The organism is Solwaraspora sp. WMMA2059 (assembly GCF_027497315.1).
In the GTDB taxonomy this organism is placed as follows: domain Bacteria; phylum Actinomycetota; class Actinomycetes; order Mycobacteriales; family Micromonosporaceae; genus Micromonospora_E.
Window position 1 is genome coordinate 5387483 of the sequence record NZ_CP114908.1, and the last position, 18584, is coordinate 5406066.

An 18584-nucleotide genomic window follows, 5' to 3' on the forward strand; every position below is an offset into this window, starting at 1 on the left:
GCGGGTTCGGCCAGGCTGAACGGCGAAGGGAGGCTTCGTGATCTCGGCACTCAATCGGCTGGTCGACCTCGTCGAAGAGCACCTGACCGAGGAGTTCGACGTCGACGCGGTGGCCGGCACGCTCGGCACGACCGAGTACCACCTGCGCCGGATGTTCTCGTCGCTGGCCGGCATGCCGCTGTCGGAGTACGTACGCCGCCGCCGGATGACCGTCGCCGCCGCCGACCTCGTTCGCGGCGACGACGATCTGCTGAGCATCGCCGTCCGGTACGGGTACGGCTCGACGGAGGCGTTCGGGCGGGCCTTCCGGGCCGTACACGGTGTCGGCCCGGGTGACGTGCGCCGTCGCGGAGGCCCCCTTCGCACCCAGTCACAGCTCAGGTTCCGCCTGACCGTCGAAGGGAACACTCCGATGCACACCCGAATCATCGACCGGCCCGCCTTCCGGCTCGTCGGACACGCGGCCCGGGTCCCGCTGATCCACCACGGCGTCAGCCCGCACATCCAGCGGCACATCGCCGCACTACCGGCCCAGGAGCACTCCCGGCTGAAGTCGCTCGGCAACGCCGAGCCGGCCGGACTGCTGCAGATTCTCCACGACCTCGACCCGGACAGCACCGAGGGCACCGAGCTCACCTACCTGCACGGGGTCGCCATCGACACGGACACGGCCATCCCCGCCGACCTCAACTCCGTCGAGGTGCCGGCCGGCACCTGGGCGGTGTTCCGCACCGCCGGACCGCACCCGCAGACCCTGCAGGCGGCCTGGGCCGCGACCGCCACCGAGTGGTTCCCGTCCAACCCGTGGCGGCTGCGGCCGGGTCCGTCGATGGTTGCCTTCCTCGAACGTGCGGCCGACTTCAGCACCGCCACCTGCGACCTGTGGCTGCCCGTCGAACCGGACTGACGGGGCAGGACTGGCGGGCAGCAGATCGTACGGACAGTCAGGTCGCCGGGTCCGGCGCATCCGCCGCGCCCCGCCGACGGCGACGCAGCAGCAGCCGGGCGACCAGTGCGGGCACCAGATGCAGGACGACGACGAGCACGCCGACCGGCACCGCCAGCTGACCGATCGAAAGTCCGTGCAGCGCCAGCACCAGTGCCGCGCATCCGGCGGTGACCAGCGCACCGCCGGATGCGCGGACCAGCACCCGGCGGGCCGGTGGGGCTTCATAGGCACCGTCGGCCGCTGTGGCCCGCCGCGATGTCACCGCCCCGACCACGGCCCAGACCGCGATCAGGGTGGTGAACTGCAGTGCCCAGACGGCAGTCGCCGCGACGCTGGCGTGGTTGGTGTACGCCGGCGCGGCGGTCGTCGCCACCGCGAAGACAACGAAGGCCGGCAGCCAGGTGAAGGCGTAGACGAAGACCGCCGCCCGGACGGCCGCCGCTGGCCTGCTCTGCCGGTCCCGCAGCGGCAGGACCTGCTCGGCGATACTGACCCGCACCTCGTCGGAGGCCCAGACCAACTTACGGTCCGGACCTGACGGAGGCGCCGGTGGCACAGGGCTCGACATGCCGACAAGACTAGCGACCGATCGATCTACTTAGGTACGCGGTCACGCCAGCGGGTCGAGGTGCCGCCGCAGCTCAGCCGCGAACCGGGCGCTGACCTTGGCCGGGGCCAGGGCTTCGACGTGGTCGCGGACCGCCGCGCGGACCGGCTCGGCGCGGTCCCAGGAACCGCCGGACTCGGTGATCGTCTCGGCGGTCTTGTCCGGGTCGGACAGGTCGAACCGGCGCAGCGCGGCGTCCGGCAGCAGGCCACCGACGGTGGTGCCGGTCGACACGTACGCCGGCAGTCCGAACCCGGCGGTCAGCGCCAGCGCACCGGAGTTCAGCGACGACCGGTACGGGTAGACGGCGGCGTCGGCCGCCCGCAGAAAGTACTGCACGTCGGTGTCGGGTGCGAAGCCAGGGTGGAAGATCACCGCCGGGTGCTCGGCAGCCCGGCGCATGAAGTCGGGGCCGCCGGCCTCCTCGCGTACCTTGCCGGCGACCAGCCAGCGCAGCCGTGGGTCGAGCCGGACCGCGACATCGAGCGCGTCGAGGAAGTCGCCGTGCCCCTTGTACGGCCGGACCTGCCCGAAGGTGACCAGCACCCGGACGCCGAGCGGGATGCCGAGGTGGCTGCGGGCGGCGGGCCGGTCCACCCAGTCCGGGTAGGCGCCGGCGAAGGTGGGGTGCGGGGCGATCACCACGCGTCGGGGCTCGGCTCCGAAGGTCTCCCGCAGGATGTCGAGGTGGCTGTCGTGCATCAGGTGCACCACATCGGCGGCGGCGAGCATCACCTGGCGCAGCCGGGTTTCGGTCGCCCGGTGCACAGTCTCGTGCGGGAGCAGGTTGTGCACCGTCCAGACCAGCCGTACGCCCTGGTCGCGCAGGGTGTCCAGCCGCTTGGCGAAGGCATCGACCGCTGCCTCGGCCTGGCTGGTGGTGGTGCAACCGGAGGTGACGTCGTAGAGCCAGTGCACGTGCAGCACCCGGCCGACGCCGTCGGGCAGCGCGGGCAGCAGTTTGTCCAGTTGGTCGAGGCGGCGGACCCGGATCGGCGTCAAGTTGTGCCCGGCGAACCGGCTGTACAGCAACGACTGGTACGGGTTGGCCCTGTCGACCGGCCAGTGCAGCCAGGCGACCGGGGGGCGGCCGGTGTCGGACCAGTCGGCGGCGGTCAGCGCGCTCAGCGCGTCGTCAAGCAGGTGTCCGGCGGAGGTGCCACGGCGCCAGGGAACGATCACGGCTGCCCACCGTACCGTGCACCGGTGCCGGCGGCGACCGCTCGGGCGACGGATGCGCTGGCCGGGTCGCCGGCACGTACCTCGGTGACGCCGCCGGTCGCCGCGAGTCGGGTGAGGACACTGGTGGTGAGCTGGTCTCGCAGGTCGGACGGCAGCCCTGACCAGGCATGACGCCAGTACGCAAGCGGTGCGGGTCGGCCGGTGACGGTGGCCTCGATCGGGGCGGCCGGATCGGGTCGGTGCAGGGTGAGCCGGACCGCGTCGCCGGCCGGTCGACCCGCGGGCGGCGGGTCGGCGGCCGGGCCCGGGGCGCCGACGCCGACGGACCGGACCCGCCGCTGCTCGGTCTCGTTCGCCGCCCCGCGCTGCACCAGCCGGAGCAGGGCCGCTGTTACGCCCTGACGATCACCCCTGCGCTCGGCGACGCCGACGAGAAGACGAACGTCGCTCGCGGTAACGTTCGGGCTGTAGAGTTGCGCCGCTGGCCGGCCGGCCATGCGCTGTAGCCGACCAGCCATCCGCCGGGCCGGGCGCAGCACGCGACGTACTCTACGAATCAGGGTCACCGGCCCAGATTACCCAGTCGTGACGTGAGGTGAACGCGGTGCCATCTCCGACGGTCAGCGTCGTCGTGCCGGTCTACAACACAGAGAAATGGCTCGCGGAAGCGCTCGGATCCATCGAAGGCCAGCCTGGTCGGGACCTGGTCGAGGTCATCGTGGTCGACGACGGCTCGACTGACGGGTCAGCCGAGATCGCCCAGCGGTACGCCACTCAGGCCACCGCGGTGCGCTACGTCCGGCAGGACAACGCCGGGCTCGGCGCGGCCCGCAATCATGGCGTGCGCCTCGCCACCGGCCGCTACCTGGCGTTCCTCGACTCGGACGACATCTACCCGGACGGCGCGCTCAGTCACCTGACCGGGCTCGCCGACCACCATGAGGCGGCGATCGCCGTCGGCGACATGCAAGGGCTGCCGCCCCGGCCGAACCCCGCCTGGCGTCGTGAACTGCTCATCGGTGAACGGGTCGTCGAGCACATCGCGCACGCCCCGGATCTGGTTGGCAACCCGTCGGCCTGCAACAAGATCTTCCGCCGGGATCTGGTCGACGCGGTCGGCGTCACGTTCACCGAGGGCACCGCGTTCGAGGACGTGTTGTTCACCATCCCGTTGCTGGCCAGATCGCCCCGGACGATCCTCACCCCCCGGCTGAGCTACCTCTACCGACAGCGGGGGGACAATTCCTCGCTGATGGATTCCCGCAGCCAGCCGGCCCGGATCATGCAGCATCTGACCATCATCGAGCGGCTCGCCGACGAGGTGCGGGACCTGCGCCCGGACGACCGCGAAGCGGTGTACCGGTGGATCGCCTACATGCAGCTGCATTACGCGTGGCGGGCGGCGGCCGGCTGCGACGACGATCAGCTCGCCGAGTTCACCGCCCGAATACACAGCCTCTTCAAGGACATCCCGATCGATGTGGCCAGCGAGTTCGTCGGCAACGCCGGGGCCGGGTTGCGCGCCGTCGCGATCTACGAGCAGGACGCCGCGACCGTACGCCGGCCGCGTTCCAGCCGACCGCTGCGGGTGCACGCCGGCCAGCCGTACCTCGGGCACCCCGACTTCGACACCTACCGCGATCTGCTCCGGGTCCGCGAGATGACAGTCAGTGTCAAGGCGCTGCGTGGCAGTCGGCCGGTCACCGGCCCGGCAGCCGCTGGCCCGACAGTCGCCGTCGAGGGCACGGTGCGCTGCGCCGGCATCGACGGCGAACCCGGTCAGGTCCGCTCCGACCTGCTGCTGGAGGTCGGGGACGGGCTGCTCCGCCAACCGGTCACCGTCGAATCCCGCGAAGGCAACGATCTGCGCTGGTCCTGCCGGCTGGCCGCCGGTGAGCTGGCCCCCGGCCGGTACCCGGTCCGGCTGGTCGTCCGGGACAGCGGCCGCGAGTACGCCGTACCGCCGGGGCCGGAGCGCGGCGGCCGGGGCACCCTCGGCACCGGTCCGACCCGGGTCGGCGCCCGGGTGCTCTGGCTGACGCCGGACGCCGCCGGGCCGACGCTGGTCGTCACCGACGGCACCGCCGGCACCCTGGCCCGCAGTCCGCAGTGGCTGTCCGAGATGGGTGCCCGACAGAGCCGGAATCTGCTCCGCCGGGCATGGCGGACGGCACGGTCCGGTCGACGGCGACTGACGTCCCGCCGTACCGACAGCTGACCGACCACCGTCCGTCCGCCCCGATCCGGGATCAGCGGGCGGCCGGCGGTGCCGGCTCGCCGAGCAACGCGCGGCGGACCACCCGCTCGGCGGCGTGCCCGTCGTCGAGGTGGCAGAACCGCCCCCGGAACTGGGTCCGGGCCTTGGCCGCGGCGTCGTCGTCGACCGCTCCGGTACGGAACACGTCCAGCAGGTGGCCGAAGGTGGTGGCGACCGCTCCCGGAGGTTCCGCGGTGATGTCGAAGTAGACGCCCCGCGCCATCGCGTACGCTGCAGCGTCCGGCGCGTAGATCACGATCGGTCGGTCCAGGATCGCGTAGTCGAACATCGCCGACGAGTAGTCCGTGATCAGCACGTCGGCGGCGAGGTACAGGTCCTCGACCACCGGGTGCGCCGACACGTCCCGGACCCGGCCGCTGGCCGGGGCGTTGGGCGCCCGGCCGGTCCGCTGCCGGTCGTGGAAGTAGTGGCTGCGGATCAGCAGCCAGGCGTCCGGGCCGAGGACCTCGGCGAAGGCGTCGGCGTCGAAGTCCGGCCGCCAGCCGGGCTGGTGTTCGCGGTGGGTCGGCAGGTAGAGCACCACCCGCTCGCCGGCAGCGATACCGAGCGCCTCCCGGGCGGCTGCCACCTCGGCGTCGGTGGCCAGCGCCAGCCGGTCGTTGCGCGGATAGCCGGTGTCGAGCGACTCGAAGCCGGCCGGGTAGGCGCGCTCCCACATCTGGGTGGAGAAGTGGTTGGCGCTGACGCTGTAGTCCCACCGGTCCACCCGGCGCAGCAGCAGGGAGAAGTTCATCGAGGTGGCGCCGATCGGGTGCCGCTGCTGGTCCAGACCCATCACCTTGACCGGCGTGCCGTGGTGGGTCTGCACGTGCACCGAGCCGGGCCGCTTGCGCACGTAGTCGGGGAAGTTCACGTTGTTGATCAGCCACTTTGACCTTGCCAGGGCCCGGTAGTAGCCCCGGGTGCCGGCGACGACGTACGGCACGCCGGCCGGCATGCTCGGCGCCAGGTCCCGACGAACCACCCAGACGCTCTTGATCTGCGGGGCGATCTGCGCCGCCTTGGCGTGGATCGCCGCCGGGTTGCAGCTGTAGCCCCGGTACCAGTACGCGGCGTACAGCGCCAGCGACTGGTCCATCGGCAGCCGCAGCTGCAGCCGGTAGTAGCCGCGCAGCAACACCCGCCGACCGGCCCGGGCCAAGTTGATCAGCCGCCGCTTGACCGGCCGGCCGAGGCGTCGGGAGACCGAGGGCAGCTTCTTGCGGGCCTGCTGACCGACCCGCAACGCGGCGAAGGTACGCCACCGATTGGCGGCCAGCAGCCGCCGCTTCAGTCCTTCCACGCCGTCCGGCTCGGGGTAACCGCCGGCCGGCAGCCGCCGTTGGTAGTCGGCGTGTGCCCGGGCGAAGAACTCCCGGTGCAGCTCGCGGGGCAGCCGGCCGCCGTGCCCCAGCACCATCAGATAGTGGGAGATCATCAGACCGAACAGCTCGGGCCGGACCGGATCGGCCTGCGGGCCGCGGGCGTCCAACCAGTCAAAGGTGTGGCCCCAGTGGTCGAACATCTCGAAGTGCCGGGCGCTGCGGGTCCGAGTGATCGCGCCGGTGCGGCGCTGCCGGTAGTTGACGCACGCCCGGTCGAGTACGGTGATCCGCTCGGCCGCGACCAGCAGCGGGAAGGTGAACGACACGTCCTCGTACCAGCCAGCCTCGAACCGCAGCCCGAGATCGACCAGGAACTCCCGGCGGGTGACCTTGTTCCAGGCGGTGTGCAGGACCTTGAGCGTCTCCGGTCGGGTCCGTACGTCGAACACCTCGGCACCGGGCGAGGTCGGGAACGCCTGGCGCAGTGCGCTACCCGCCTGGTAGTTGTTCCAGAACACCCGTACGTGGTCGACGATCAGCACGTCGGGCGTGGTGTCGCGGAGCCGGTTGGCGACCGCCCGCAGCGCGCCGTCGGTCAGCCAGTCGTCGCTGTCCAGAAACCAGACGTATTCGCCGGTCGCCGCGTCCAGGCCGGCGTTTCGGGCCTTGCCCAGACCGACGTTGGCCGGCAGCGACAGCACGGTCAGCCGGGGGTCGCGGGCGGCGTACTCGGCGAGGATCTGCCCGGAGGTGTCCGGCGAGCAGTCATCGACCGCGATCACCTCGACGTCGGTGAACGACTGCCCGAGGATGGAGTCAAGGCACTCCCGCAGATAGCCCTGCACCTTGTACACCGGCACAACGATACTGATCAACGTCATCGGTCATCACCTGCGATCGTGCCGGCGGGGCGGCCGGCGGGGTGGAGGGAGGGAGCCGGATCAGCCGGTATGGCCGGCGACCGGCGGGGTGCCGGAATCCGGGCGACGGCGCCCGGCGGGCGGTGGTGCGCTGCTCGATCCGGTGCCGGCGGCCGGTGATCGACGACCGCGGTCACGAGGAAGTGCAGCATCAGATAGCCGGCGAACGCGGCGACCACACCGGTGGTCACCGCGACCGGGTCGACCGTCGCGGGCAGCCCGGGAGCGAGCAGCATCGGTCCGGCAGCGGCGGCGGCGAGCAGCAGTACTCGGCCGTCCCAGCCGAGGCTCCACCGGCGCAGCGGTGGTCCGTCGAGCCGTTTTTCCAGCCGGGCGGTGAGATCGTAGTGGTGCAGGGCGAGGATCAGCAGCAGTCCGTAGGTGACCGCGGCCGGCACGCCGGCGACCACGCCGGCCGCTACGACGAAGAGAAGCTCAGCCGCCCGCAGCGCCGCCGGCACCAGCCAGTCGAGCGCGCCGGTGGCCGGCCTGGCCGCGCTGGCCGAGCCGGCCGCCAGCAGGGCCGCCGCGCCGACTAGGACGGCGCCGGCACCGGACAGCACGCCGGTCGCGGTCAGGGCCAGCAGGGTCGCGGCGGCCCCGGCGGCGGTCACCGCGAGGGGCAGCTGCCCGGCGGGGGACCGACCGGTCAGCAGACCGGCGATCCGACTGGCCAGGAAACCGTCGTCGCGGTAGGTCGCGGTGTCCGCCGCCGTCAGCACCGAAACCCGCATCGACCGGGCCCGCAGGGTCCGCAGGCCCGCCGTCCAGATGGCCGCGAGCATCCCCCAGCCGAGCACGGCCCACAGGCTGACCAGCGGGCCGAACAGCGCCACGGTGGCGGCGATCAGTGCCCACCGCTCGCCGATCGGAAAGACGATGGTCCGTTTCGCCCAGTAGATCGGCGAGCGCGGCCCGGCGAGCACCCGGTCGGAGGCCTGGCTGAGCCGACCGCCGACCCCGCCCACCGCCGCGCCGGTGGCCGGCCGGTGGGCAGCTTCGTCGTGCAGCGCCCCGTACCAGGCGTCGGTCATGTGCCGGACGGTCTGCAACACGATCGCGGCGGTGGCCAGCACCCATCCGTCGGTCGCCCACCCACCGGCCAGTCCCGCCTGGTGTACGCCGACGCCGAGCCCCGCGTAGACCAGGTACTCCTTGCCCCGGTCGGCGATGGTGTCCAGCCAGCCGCCGAACGCGCTGAACCGGCCGGTGTAGCGGGCCAGCTGGCCGTCGACGCAGTCGAGCACGAAGCCGAGATAGAGCAGGACCGCACCGAGCAGCAGCAGCGGTCGGTCACCGACGGCGAACAGCAGCGCGGCGGCGGCGGCGAACGCGACCGAGATCGTGGTGACCCCGGTCGGGCTCAACCCGATCCGCGCCGCAAGCTTCGCAACGATTGGTGACCAGCTGCTTACAAAGTAGGTGGCGAACAGGTCGTCATGTTCCTTGACCGCGAGGCGCAGTCGGGCCCGGTCGGGGTCGACGGCACGGATCCGGGCCTCGGCGTCGGACAGACCGACCGGGTCGGCCACCCGCCGGGCCACCAGGTGCCGCAGCGGGTACGCCCCGACGGTGGCACCGTCGGCGACGAACTCGGCGAGGATCGCGTCCAGCGGGTGGGCGCCCGGTGGCAGTCGCCGGGTGGCGCCGGCCCGGGCCGCTGTGGCCAACGCGGACAGGTCATCGACGCCCACCCGCAGTACGCCACCGAAGAGCGGAAGCCGGCCCGCACCGGCCGCACCGACGGTGGCCGAACCGACAGTGACCGGGTCTGCACCGGTTGGGTCGGTGGTGACGGCGACGATCCGGCCGCGCAGCGCGCTGACGGCGGCGGCCCGACCGGCACCGGAGCCGTCCTCAGTGGTCAGCAGCAGCGCCCGGGTGGTATCGGCCGGCGCCACGCAGAGCAGTCGAATCACCTCAGTGTGGGCGACCACGTCGGTGGCGCACAGCAGGACCGGCCCGGCGGCCCGCTCGACGAGGTCGGCGACGATGCCCGGTGCTGCAGTCCGCACCTCGTCGGCACCGGCCGCCACGAGCTGCCCCCGGAGGTGATCGTTGAGCGACGATCCACTTGCTGTGCGCAACTCTCCGGCATCGGCGCTGGTCGGGGTAGCAGAAGCCCGGTTCGCCGCAATCAGGATCGCCAGTGTCACATTCGCGCGCTTCCGTCTAGACGAGCGCGCGAGGCGCTCCGAGGGGTGGCGTCGCCCGAGCGCGCCGACGAGGGTGGGGGCACCGTCGGTGTGGGCAACGCCGGCAAGATTAGCAGTCGGTGAACAATGCGGGTAGCTCGCACGTCCGAGAGATGACGCCGCCCTGGCGCGGCCCCTGAATGATCTTGAATCGGTCAGGGTAACGCCGTACGGGAGCCACGCCGCGAATCGGTCCGTGGACGGAGGTCACCACGTCCCGGCGTACCTACCGTGGAGTGTGGCAGACCCGCCAGCAACGACACCCGAAGGAGCGTCCGATGAGCCGCAAACTGGTACGTCCCCGCGACGGACGGATGATCGCCGGCGTCTGCGCCGGGCTCGGCCAACGATTCGGCATCTCAGCGGGAATGGTGCGGTTGATCTTCCTGCTCTCGCTACTGCTGCCCGGCACCCAGGTGATCATTTACCTGGCGTTGTGGATCGTGATGCCGAACGAGGACCGTAACCTCGCCACGTCGTACTGAGCGGTCACCGACGGACCGCGACGAAGACCTGTTCCGGCAGGTCGTCGCGGACCGCCCAGTACCGCGGATCGAACTGGTCGCGGTGGAACCGCAGTTCCTGCCAGATCAGCTCGTCGCCGTCCCGGGTCAGGACGAAGACGTCGATCGGCCCGAACGCGGTCGCCGCAGACTCGGCGGCGAACGTCGCCGGGTCCTCCTGGTCGGCCAGGTCGCGCAGCTCGGCCCGGCGTTCGTCCCACCGGGACAGGGTGCCCGCCGCGGTCCGATCGTTGCTCAGGTAACCGGGCCACGGCAGGTACGAGAAGAGCCGTTCGTCGACGGTGAGGGTGACCCGGTCTGGGTCCGGCCCGGTGACCTGCTCGACTGCTCGGCGTACCGGCTCGACCGGGAACCAGTCGGCGCGGCCGGTATCGGGCGCGTACCGGGGATAGCCGCCGTCGGGCAGCGGCTCGGCGTGCGCGGCCGTCGCATACCCCGAACCGGAGCCGTTGGTGCCCGGCATCCAGTTCGTGGAGTAGACCGGCACCGCCCAGGCCAGCAGCACCGCCAGCGGCACGCCGGCCAGCCCGACCGGCGGGCTGATCCGCAGCCGGCGCAGCAGCAGCGGCACCACGTGCACCAGGGTCAGCACCCCCGCGACGGCCAGCACCACGCCGTACAGCCGGGCTGTGTAGTGCCCGAAGGCGGTGTGCCCGGTCAGCACGAACCGCACCATCGACAGCAGTCGGTAGGCGAACGCGCCGGCGGCGATCAGCAACAGCGGTCGAGCCCACCAGGTCGACCGGATCAGCCAGACCAGGCCCACCATGCCGGCCAGCTGCAGGCCACGCAGCGGCAGGTCACCCCGATCCAGGAACGGCAGCAGACCATCGAGGTAGTACGGCGACACGAACAGATCGGAGACCAGCTGTCCGCCGTCGGTGGTGGTCAACGCCCACAGGTACGGCAGCACGTACCACGCCGACGACGCGGTGGCGGCTGCGGCGACCAGCAGCAGCCGTCGCAGGTACGCCCACCGGTCCGGCTCGGCCCGCCAGGCCGTCCCGATGATCACCACGAGGCCGAGCGCCGCGTAGACCAGCCAGGCCTGGTAGAGCGCCACCAGCAGACCGCCGAGCAGCCCGCAGACCAGCCAGTGCAGCCGGCCGCGAGGTGGACGGGTGAAGGTCTCCAGGACCCACGGGATGAAGATCATCAAAGCGAGGACCTCGTACGCCTTCCGCGGGTCGGACCAGGCCAGCACCCCCACGCAGGAGATCGCCAGCGCCGTCCAGGGACCCACCTGGCGGCGCCACAGCAGGAAACCGACCAGCACCGACGCCGAGACGAACAGCACCTCGGCGTCGCCGAGCAACCGCCAGGCCGGCTGGTCGAGCAGCACCGCCGCCCGACCGACCAGCCAGGCGTACAGCGGCGGGTACTCCGACGGCAGCCCGGGCACTGTGGTGTCCGCGCTGGTCGCGGTGACCGTGTACCGGGTAGCGGTGGCGGTCATCCGCAGCATGTCCCCGGACAGGCCACCGAAGCCGAACGGGGTGCCGGACAGCGCGGCCCGCAGGATCAGCGCCAGCCAGGCCGAGGCCAGACCGGCGCTGACTCCGGCCAGTGCCGGCATCGTCGTCGGCGCCCACCGCCGGACGGCGACAGCGGCCAGTCCGCCAAGGCAGACCAGCAACAGGCCGCTGGTGACCGGCAGCGACCGGCCGGCCACCGTGAAGGGGTCGGCACGCGCCACCGACGGCAGCACGACCGCCACCGGCGTGGCCACCAACCAGGTCAGTACGGCGAGCAACCCCGGACGGCCGGCCAGTGACCACAACCGGGAAGCCCTGGTCCGGCCCGGCCCTGGCCCCCGCCCCGGATCCCGAGCCAGGTCCGGTCCACGAGATCCGTCCGGATTGCCCTGCTCCGGAATGCGGACCGATGCCCCCCGGTCGGGCGAACCTACCTTCCGGTCGGGCGGCTCGCCGGTGCCGGCCGGGGATGTCTCGACAGTCATGGTGCTCCGCGGAACCGTTCGTCGTCGTGACGCGCGCCGACCGTATCGTGAATCGGCGGGCCGTCCTGGTCAGTGGGTGCTGACGACCAGCGGGCCGAGCTCCGGGATCTGCTGATCGGCCACGGCGACGGAGACCCGCCGCAGGCTGAGCAGGCTGGAGAAGAGCCCGGCGAAGATCAGCGTCGCGCCGAGGCCGATCGCGGTCGAGGAGGGCAGCACCACCCGCATGGTGTCACTCGCGTCCTGGGCACCGAAGCCGGTCGCACCCCAGGTGGCGACCGCCAGAATGGTGCCGGCCAGACCGAGCAGGATCAACGTGATCCCGCCGGCCGTGCAGGTCTCCAGTCTGACGTACCGGCTCCACCGGTCGGACTGTCGCAGGTCGGTAATGCCCTCGTATCTGCCGTAGATCAGCGCGAACGCTCCGAAGAGCAGCAGCTGTGCGCCGGCGAGCATGGCGAGACAGGTGTAGACGAGGGTGCTGACGTCGAAGCCGATCCCGCCGACGACCAACGGGCCGACGACCAACGTGACGGTGCCGATCAGGCCGACCGCGAACAGCACCGCACCGGGCCAGATGAGCATCTTGCGTGGGGCGAACACCAGCAGGAACCGCAGGTGGCGCCAGCCGTCCCGCCAGGTCCGCAGGTGGGGTGGCCGGCTCCGGCCGTCGGGGCGCAGGGTGGTCGGCACCTCGGCGATGTCGTAGCCGTTGAGCGCGGCCCGGACGACCAGTTCGGAGGCGAATTCCATGCCCGGCATGCACAGCTGCAACTGCCGGACCCGGTCCCGGTTGAAGCCGCGGATGCCGCAGTGGAAATCGCCCACTTTCAAGCTGAACAGGCGGCGGCCGAGCCAGGAGAGCACCGGGTTGCCGAGATGGCGGTGCAGGAACGGCATCGCGCCGTCGGCTATGCCGCCGCGGAACCGGTTCCCCATCACCACGTCCCGACCGCGGCGCAATTCATGAATGAACGGTCCAAGGTCGGAGAGGTCGTACGAGTCGTCGGCGTCGGCCATGATGACGTACCGCCCCCGGGCCTGCTCGACGCCGTTGATCAGCGCTCCGCCGTAGCCGCGGATCGGGGCGTGCGACACCCGGGCACCGGCGCGTACGGCGATCTCCTGTGAGCCGTCGGTGGAGCCGTTATCGCTGACCAGGACCTCACCCCGGACCCCGAGCTCGTCGAGGGACCGGCGGGCCTTTCGGATGCACACCTCCAACGTCTCCGCCTCGTTCAGACACGGCAGAAGGACAGTGACCTCGACCTCGTCGTTGCGCACCGAACGCGCCACGGGTGCACCCCCGAATTAGAGACTGACCACAGCCAGGCCGTCATACCAGTCATGAATCAGTTTCATTGTCTGGCCCACCGTTTCCGCGCGGATCCGGCCCTCGACTGCACTCTAGCGCGGCCCGCGCCGAACGAGTGCCCACCCCCGGACGGAAAACGCCGGACCGAAGGATGATTCGGCCCGGCGGATCGCCGTCCTTTACGGGCGGTTTCAGCTTGTGGAAATGTCTACGGCGTCACAAAGGTGACTGAGACTTCCTCATATCCCAGGGAGCGCAACAGCCCCGTCAGCATCTTGCGGGTGTTCTCCTCGGCCCGCCCGGCGATCCCGCTCTCCCGGGCAGCGGCCGCGATCCGGTCCTCGGCCAACTGGTAGACCTGCTGCCGCCGGTTCGGGTCACCGCCGAACACCTCACCGAGACGGTTGAGCAGGCCACGCTCCTCGGCGAAGACGTAGCTGTTGTCGAGATCGAGATCGGCATCGGTCAGCTGCGGCGCCGGCAACTCGATCTGCGCAGAAAGACCATCCTCAGAGGTTGATATGGCTTCCTCGCCGATTTGCCCGAAATCGACGTATGCCTCGACCGTTCCGACCCCGACGAACAGCGTCCGTTCGTTGAGCAGGAAATCGGGCACGTACCGTCGGTCCTGCTCAAGGTCGACGACAACCTGGTAGTTACCCTCCGCCGCGACGAACCGGCTGAGATCCTGGATCGACTGCAGCACCGGTGGCTGAGTGCGATCGGTCTCCTGTTGGGCGAAGGGGTTGCGCCAACTCGGTAGCAACCCGGCGGCCTGGGTCGACAGCAGCAGCACCACGACCAGACCGACGATTGCGGCGAGACCGAGCAGCCCGCGCCGACGGCCGCCGGACTCCGCCGGTGGCGTAGCCGGCCCGGCCGGGTCCGGCGTACCGTCGGGATACTCCGGAAATTCCCGAGTAGGAGTGTTGACATCGCCGCTGCGGGACATCCCCATCACCGTCCTCACCAGACGCCGGCCCACCGCCGGGACGTCTGGATTCACCGTACGGCCCCGGTACGACAACCGCATCCGGGGCCGGCCGGGGGATCATCACGGCCGGCGGTCCAATCGGGTCGGGCCGGCAGATCAGCCGGCGGCCCGCTGCTGAATGAGCAGGTACACCCGGGCGTGGATCTGGTTGCGCTGCTGGAGCGCGGCCCGCAGCGCCCGGTGCAGGCCGTCCTCCAGGTAGAGACCGCCGTTCCACTGGACCACGTGTGGGAAGAGGTCGCCGTAGAACGTCGAGTCCTCGGCGAGCAACTTGTCCAGCGCCAGCTCCCGTTTGGTGGTGATCAGCTGATCGAGGCGCAGCGGGCGGGGCGGAATCTCCGCCCACTGCTTCAGAGTCAGACCGTGCTCCGGGTAAGGACGACCGTCCCGCACCGCTTTGAAGATCACGACGGCGCGCTCCTCCCATGTCGCCTACCGAACCGTCTGTCTGCCGAACCGCCACCCACCGGCCGGACGCCACCGTACGCCAGCGCGTCTGCCAGCGTAGCGACCTGCTGCGACCAATCGGAGCGATCCTGCGGCCCGTACCGCAGCGTCACCGCCCGCAACCGGCCCCGGTCAACCGTTCCACCGGCCACGATGAACCACCTCGTCGACCGGACGGCGACCGCGACGCAGCGACGAGGAACGCGTGTCCGGTGCCCGGTAGCCGACGGTTATCGCACCGATCGGGACGAACTCCTCCGGCACGCCGAACGCGTCCCGGAAACTCGACGTACGTTCCGGCGGGATGCCGAAGAAGCAGGCCCCCAGCCCTTCGTCCACGGCGGTCAGCAGCATCAGCAGCGCGGCGAAACCGGTGTCGATGTGCCAGTACGGCACCGGCCAGCGCGCCTCGTCGCGGTCGGTCCAGCCCTTGTCCGGCTGGGCGTACCGGTCCAGGTACGCCGACCGGTTGGCGTGCGGGACGATGATCAGCGGTGCCTGGGTCATGCCGGCCAGCCAGCGGCTGCGCCGCTCGGTGTCCGGGTCCGCCGCCACCGGGGTGGTCGCCGCCCAGAACGCCGCCCGGTCGTCCGGCCGGTCCAGCACCAGGAAACCCCAGCCCTGGGAGAAGCCGGCCGACGGCGCGTGGATGGCGTGCTCCAGCAACCGGTCGACGATCTCGGGCGGTACCGGGCGGTCCGGATCGTAGTTGCGGACCATCCGCCGCCGCCGAACCGCGTCGCGGAACTCCATCACCGACCCTCCGACTCCTGTCCCGGTCCCGCCGGATCCTGTCCCGGCCGAATGCCCCAGCTCGCCTGCCAGGTCTCGGCCGGCGCCAGGACGATCAGATCCCGCCCGGACCGGAACGCGTCCGGTGGGCAGGTCATCGGTTCGACCGCCACCGACCGCCGGTAGCGCGGCTCCGCGAAGGTGTCCCCGCTGAACAGCTGCCACCAGCCGAAGGCGGCGTCGGCCCAGAGCGTCACGCCAGCTGATCCGTCCTGGTTGGACAACCGGACGGCAGAGCCGCCAGACGGATCCCGGTCGAGGTCGCCGAACGCGGTGTCCAGCACCACCGGGCCGATCCGCCGCGGCTTGGTGAAGTCGTACTCGCCACCGGCCACCTTCGCCGCGCCGATCGGCAGCAGCCGGCCGTCCACCAGCAGCCGGCTGCGGGCCGGCAGGTGCAGGGTCACATCGTCGACCATGGTGTCCGGCAGCCGCAGGTACGGATGGACCCCGAGCCCGAACGGTGCCGGCTCGACGCTGGCGTTGGTCACCTGGTGGGTCACCCGCAGTCCGTCGGCGCCGACCGCCCACCGGGTACGCAGCACCAGCGACCACGGGTAGCCGGGGTGCGGGAAGAGGGTGCAGCCGATCACCACTTCGTCGGCCGTTTTGGAGATCAGTTGCCAGGGCAGCCAGCAGACCAGCCCGTGCAGCGCGGTGTGCCGGTCCGGCTCAGACAGGTGCAGCTGCCGGGTGACCTCGGCGAAGGTGTAGCGGCCGTCCCGGATCCGGTTCGGCCACGGAGCCAGGACCTGGCCGGCGCCGCCGACACAGAGCTCGTCCTCGGCGTACCCGTCGACGTAGTCGACCCCACCGGCGCGGTACGCCCGCAGCCCGCCGCCCACCTCGACCACGACGGCCTCGTGCCCGTCCGCCGCGATCGTCCACTGCGCTCCGGACGGCGGGCCCGGACGTGCATCGACGTTGTCCATGCGGCGACGATAACCGTTCGATCCAGCTCGCGGGTCACCCGCCGGCCAGTGATCCACAATAGCTAAGAGTAAATTAAAAGTTGCGCTACGCCGCGATTCGCTCGATCGACCAGCCGCCGGCGGCGTCCCGGCGGTACCGGAACCGGTCGTGCAGCCGGTCGGCCCGACCCTGCCAGAACTCGACGGTCCGCGGCGCCACCCGCAGACCGCCCCAGTGCGGCGGCGGTGGCACCGCGGTCGGCTCCGGGAACCGCCGCCGGGCTGCTGCCAGGCCGGCGTCGACCGCCGCACGGTCCGGCACCACCCGCGACTGCGGGCTGGCCCACGCGCCGAGCTGGGAGCCACGTGGCCGGGTGGCGAAGTACGCCTCGGTCTGCGCCCGTGGGATCGGTGCCACCACCCCGCGCACCTCCACCTGCCGGGACATCGCGAACCACGGAAAGAGCAGGCTGACCGAGGGATTGGCGGTGGCCTCGGTGCCCTTGCGCGACCGGTAGTTGGTGAAGAAGACGATTCCTGTCTCGTCGTACCCTTTCATCAGCACCGTCCGAGTACTCGGTCGCCCATCGACGTCGGCCGTGGCCAGCACCATCGCATTCGGTTCCGGCAACCCGGCCGCCACCGCGTCGGCGAACCACCGGGCGAACTGGGTGTGCCAGTCGACGGCGAGGTCACGGCGACGCAGTTCCGGGGCACCGCGATAGTCACGACGAGCCAGACTCGGTCGTGGTGTGTCTCCCGTCACGTCGCTCTCCTGAACTAGGGCTACCCCTGGCACCGAACTTACGCTGGGTACCCACCAGGCACGAACAACCGGTCACCCGCCGGGCACGAACGACCAGTCACCGCAGCACACGGATGTCAGCGAAACCGTTCAGGGCAGCCTGCAGCAGTTCTACCGGGCGCTCGGGCAGCACCGCCAAATCCCCACCAGGAGAGCCACATGTCCGACTTCAAACCGGGTCTCGAAGGTGTGATCGCATTCGAGACCGAAATCGCCGAGCCTGACAAGGAGGGCGGTGCCCTCCGGTACCGCGGCGTCGACATCGAGGATCTGATCGGACAGGTCTCCTTCGGCAACGTCTGGGCACTGCTGGTCGACGGTCGGTTCGGGCCGGGTCTGCCGCCCGCCGAGCCGTTCCCGGTGCCGGTGCACTCCGGCGACATCCGGGTGGACGTGCAGTCGGCGGTCGCCATGCTCGCCCCGTACTGGGGGCTGTCCCAGCTGCTGGACATCTCCGACGAGCAGGCCCGCGCGGACCTGGCCCGGGTATCGGTCACCGCGTTGTCGTTCGTCGCCCAGTCGGCCCGTGGGCTCGGTCTTCCGGCCGTGCCGCAGAAGGAGATCGACAAGGCGCAGACCATCGTCGAGCGGTTCATGCGCCGGTGGCGAGGCGAACCCGATCCGCGGCACGTCAAGGCGGTCGACGCGTACTTCATCTCCGCCGCCGAACACGGCATGAACGCCTCCACCTTCACCGCCCGGGTCGTCGCCTCCACCGGAGCCGACGCCGCCGCCTGCATCTCGTCGGGCATCGGTGCGCTCTCCGGACCGCTGCACGGTGGTGCCCCGTCCCGGGTGCTGCACATGATCGAGGGCGTGGAGCGCAGCGGCGACGCCGAGTCGTACGTCAAGGGCGTGCTCGACCGCGGCGAACGGCTGATGGGGTTTGGTCACCGGGTGTACCGGGCCGAGGATCCGCGCGCCCGGGTGCTGCGCCGCACCGCCAAGGAGCTCGGAGCGCCCCGCTACGAGGTGGCCGAGGCGCTGGAGAAGGCTGCCCTGGAGGAGCTGCACAACCGCAAGCCGGACCGGGTGCTGGCGACCAACGTCGAGTTCTGGTCGGCGGTGGTGCTCGACTTCGCCGAGGTGCCGGCGCACATGTTCACCTCGATGTTCACCTGCGCCCGGATGGGCGGCTGGAGCGCTCACATCCTGGAGCAGAAGCGGCTCAAGCGGCTGGTCCGCCCGTCCGCCCGGTACGTCGGCCCGCAGCCGCGCAAGCCGCAGCAGGTCGCCGGCTGGGACGCGGTCCCGCACGACGTCTGATCCGGCACGGATCCTGATCCGGCACCGACTCCGCCGGCACCGGCCCGGGATGTGTGGGGCACGCCTCAGTCGCAGACGTGGGACCACACCCCGGGGCCGGCCGGTCGGGTGCAAGGATTGGTCAACCCGTTACGC

The 18584-nt window shown here is 71.1% G+C and carries 16 protein-coding genes; 4 read left to right on the forward strand and 12 right to left on the reverse strand.

What is annotated here, in order from left to right; all coding sequences use genetic code 11:
* Positions 1-37: 37 nt before the first annotated feature.
* Positions 38-907: an AraC family transcriptional regulator gene (locus O7553_RS24675; protein ID WP_281551992.1), complete on the forward strand. Its 870-nt coding sequence runs from the start codon at positions 38-40 to the stop codon at positions 905-907.
* Between the two features lie 37 nt (positions 908-944).
* On the opposite strand, the gene O7553_RS24680 is transcribed toward O7553_RS24675, so the two are convergent.
* The 3 genes from O7553_RS24680 to O7553_RS24690 are packed head-to-tail and all read right to left on the reverse strand — an operon-like array spanning position 945 to position 3304.
* The gene (locus tag O7553_RS24680) at positions 945-1517 is read right to left on the reverse strand and encodes a hypothetical protein (RefSeq protein WP_281551993.1); all 573 of its coding nucleotides are present in this window, start codon (positions 1515-1517) and stop codon (positions 945-947) included.
* A 42-nt stretch (positions 1518-1559) separates the two neighbouring features.
* Complete coding sequence (locus O7553_RS24685; protein WP_281551994.1) at positions 1560-2738, reverse strand: glycosyltransferase; 1179 nt, start codon at positions 2736-2738, stop codon at positions 1560-1562.
* Positions 2735-3304, reverse strand: coding sequence for a hypothetical protein (locus O7553_RS24690; RefSeq protein ID WP_281551995.1), 570 nt, complete (start codon positions 3302-3304; stop codon positions 2735-2737). The genes O7553_RS24685 and O7553_RS24690 overlap by 4 nt, the downstream gene beginning before the upstream one ends.
* Before the next feature lie 38 nt (positions 3305-3342).
* Between O7553_RS24690 and O7553_RS24695 the strand changes: the two genes are divergently transcribed.
* Positions 3343-4956, forward strand: a complete 1614-nt coding sequence (locus O7553_RS24695) for a glycosyltransferase family 2 protein (protein WP_281551996.1) — start codon at positions 3343-3345, stop codon at positions 4954-4956.
* A 31-nt stretch (positions 4957-4987) separates the two neighbouring features.
* On the opposite strand, the gene O7553_RS24700 is transcribed toward O7553_RS24695, so the two are convergent.
* Entirely contained in the window at positions 4988-7201 is a 2214-nt protein-coding gene (locus O7553_RS24700) for a bifunctional glycosyltransferase family 2 protein/CDP-glycerol:glycerophosphate glycerophosphotransferase (protein WP_281551997.1), read from the reverse strand.
* The gene (locus O7553_RS24705) at positions 7198-9255 is read right to left on the reverse strand and encodes a DUF5941 domain-containing protein (RefSeq protein ID WP_281551998.1); all 2058 of its coding nucleotides are present in this window, start codon (positions 9253-9255) and stop codon (positions 7198-7200) included. Before O7553_RS24705 ends, O7553_RS24700 begins: the two co-directional genes overlap by 4 nt.
* 458 nt (positions 9256-9713) lie before the next feature.
* Here O7553_RS24705 and O7553_RS24710 point away from each other — a divergent pair, with 458 nt between their 5' ends.
* A complete protein-coding gene (locus O7553_RS24710) occupies positions 9714-9920 on the forward strand; it encodes a PspC domain-containing protein (protein ID WP_281551999.1) in 207 nt (68 codons plus the stop codon).
* A gap of 4 nt (positions 9921-9924) precedes the next feature.
* Here O7553_RS24710 and O7553_RS24715 read toward each other — a convergent pair whose 3' ends face one another.
* From O7553_RS24715 to pdxH, 7 genes are all read right to left on the reverse strand, one after another.
* Positions 9925-11919: an arabinofuranosyltransferase gene (locus tag O7553_RS24715; protein WP_281552000.1), complete on the reverse strand. Its 1995-nt coding sequence runs from the start codon at positions 11917-11919 to the stop codon at positions 9925-9927.
* 69 nt (positions 11920-11988) lie between these two features.
* On the reverse strand, positions 11989-13215 hold the full coding sequence (locus tag O7553_RS24720) for a glycosyltransferase family 2 protein (protein WP_281552001.1): 1227 nt from the start codon (positions 13213-13215) through the stop codon (positions 11989-11991).
* Positions 13216-13442: 227 nt separating this feature from the next.
* Complete coding sequence (locus O7553_RS24725) at positions 13443-14033, reverse strand: DUF4230 domain-containing protein (protein WP_281552002.1); 591 nt, start codon at positions 14031-14033, stop codon at positions 13443-13445.
* Between the two features lie 291 nt (positions 14034-14324).
* A complete protein-coding gene (locus O7553_RS24730) occupies positions 14325-14636 on the reverse strand; it encodes a type II toxin-antitoxin system VapB family antitoxin (RefSeq protein ID WP_123606308.1) in 312 nt (103 codons plus the stop codon).
* A gap of 171 nt (positions 14637-14807) precedes the next feature.
* On the reverse strand, positions 14808-15428 hold the full coding sequence (locus tag O7553_RS24735) for a nitroreductase family protein (RefSeq protein ID WP_281555738.1): 621 nt from the start codon (positions 15426-15428) through the stop codon (positions 14808-14810).
* Positions 15428-16399, reverse strand: a complete 972-nt coding sequence (locus O7553_RS24740; protein WP_281552003.1) for an aldose 1-epimerase family protein — start codon at positions 16397-16399, stop codon at positions 15428-15430. Before O7553_RS24740 ends, O7553_RS24735 begins: the two co-directional genes overlap by 1 nt.
* 85 nt (positions 16400-16484) lie before the next feature.
* Positions 16485-17144, reverse strand: a complete 660-nt coding sequence (gene pdxH / locus O7553_RS24745) for a pyridoxamine 5'-phosphate oxidase (protein ID WP_281552004.1) — start codon at positions 17142-17144, stop codon at positions 16485-16487.
* 198 nt (positions 17145-17342) lie between these two features.
* Between pdxH and O7553_RS24750 the strand changes: the two genes are divergently transcribed.
* Positions 17343-18449, forward strand: coding sequence for a citrate synthase 2 (locus O7553_RS24750; protein WP_123606312.1), 1107 nt, complete (start codon positions 17343-17345; stop codon positions 18447-18449).
* Positions 18450-18584 lie beyond the last annotated feature (135 nt).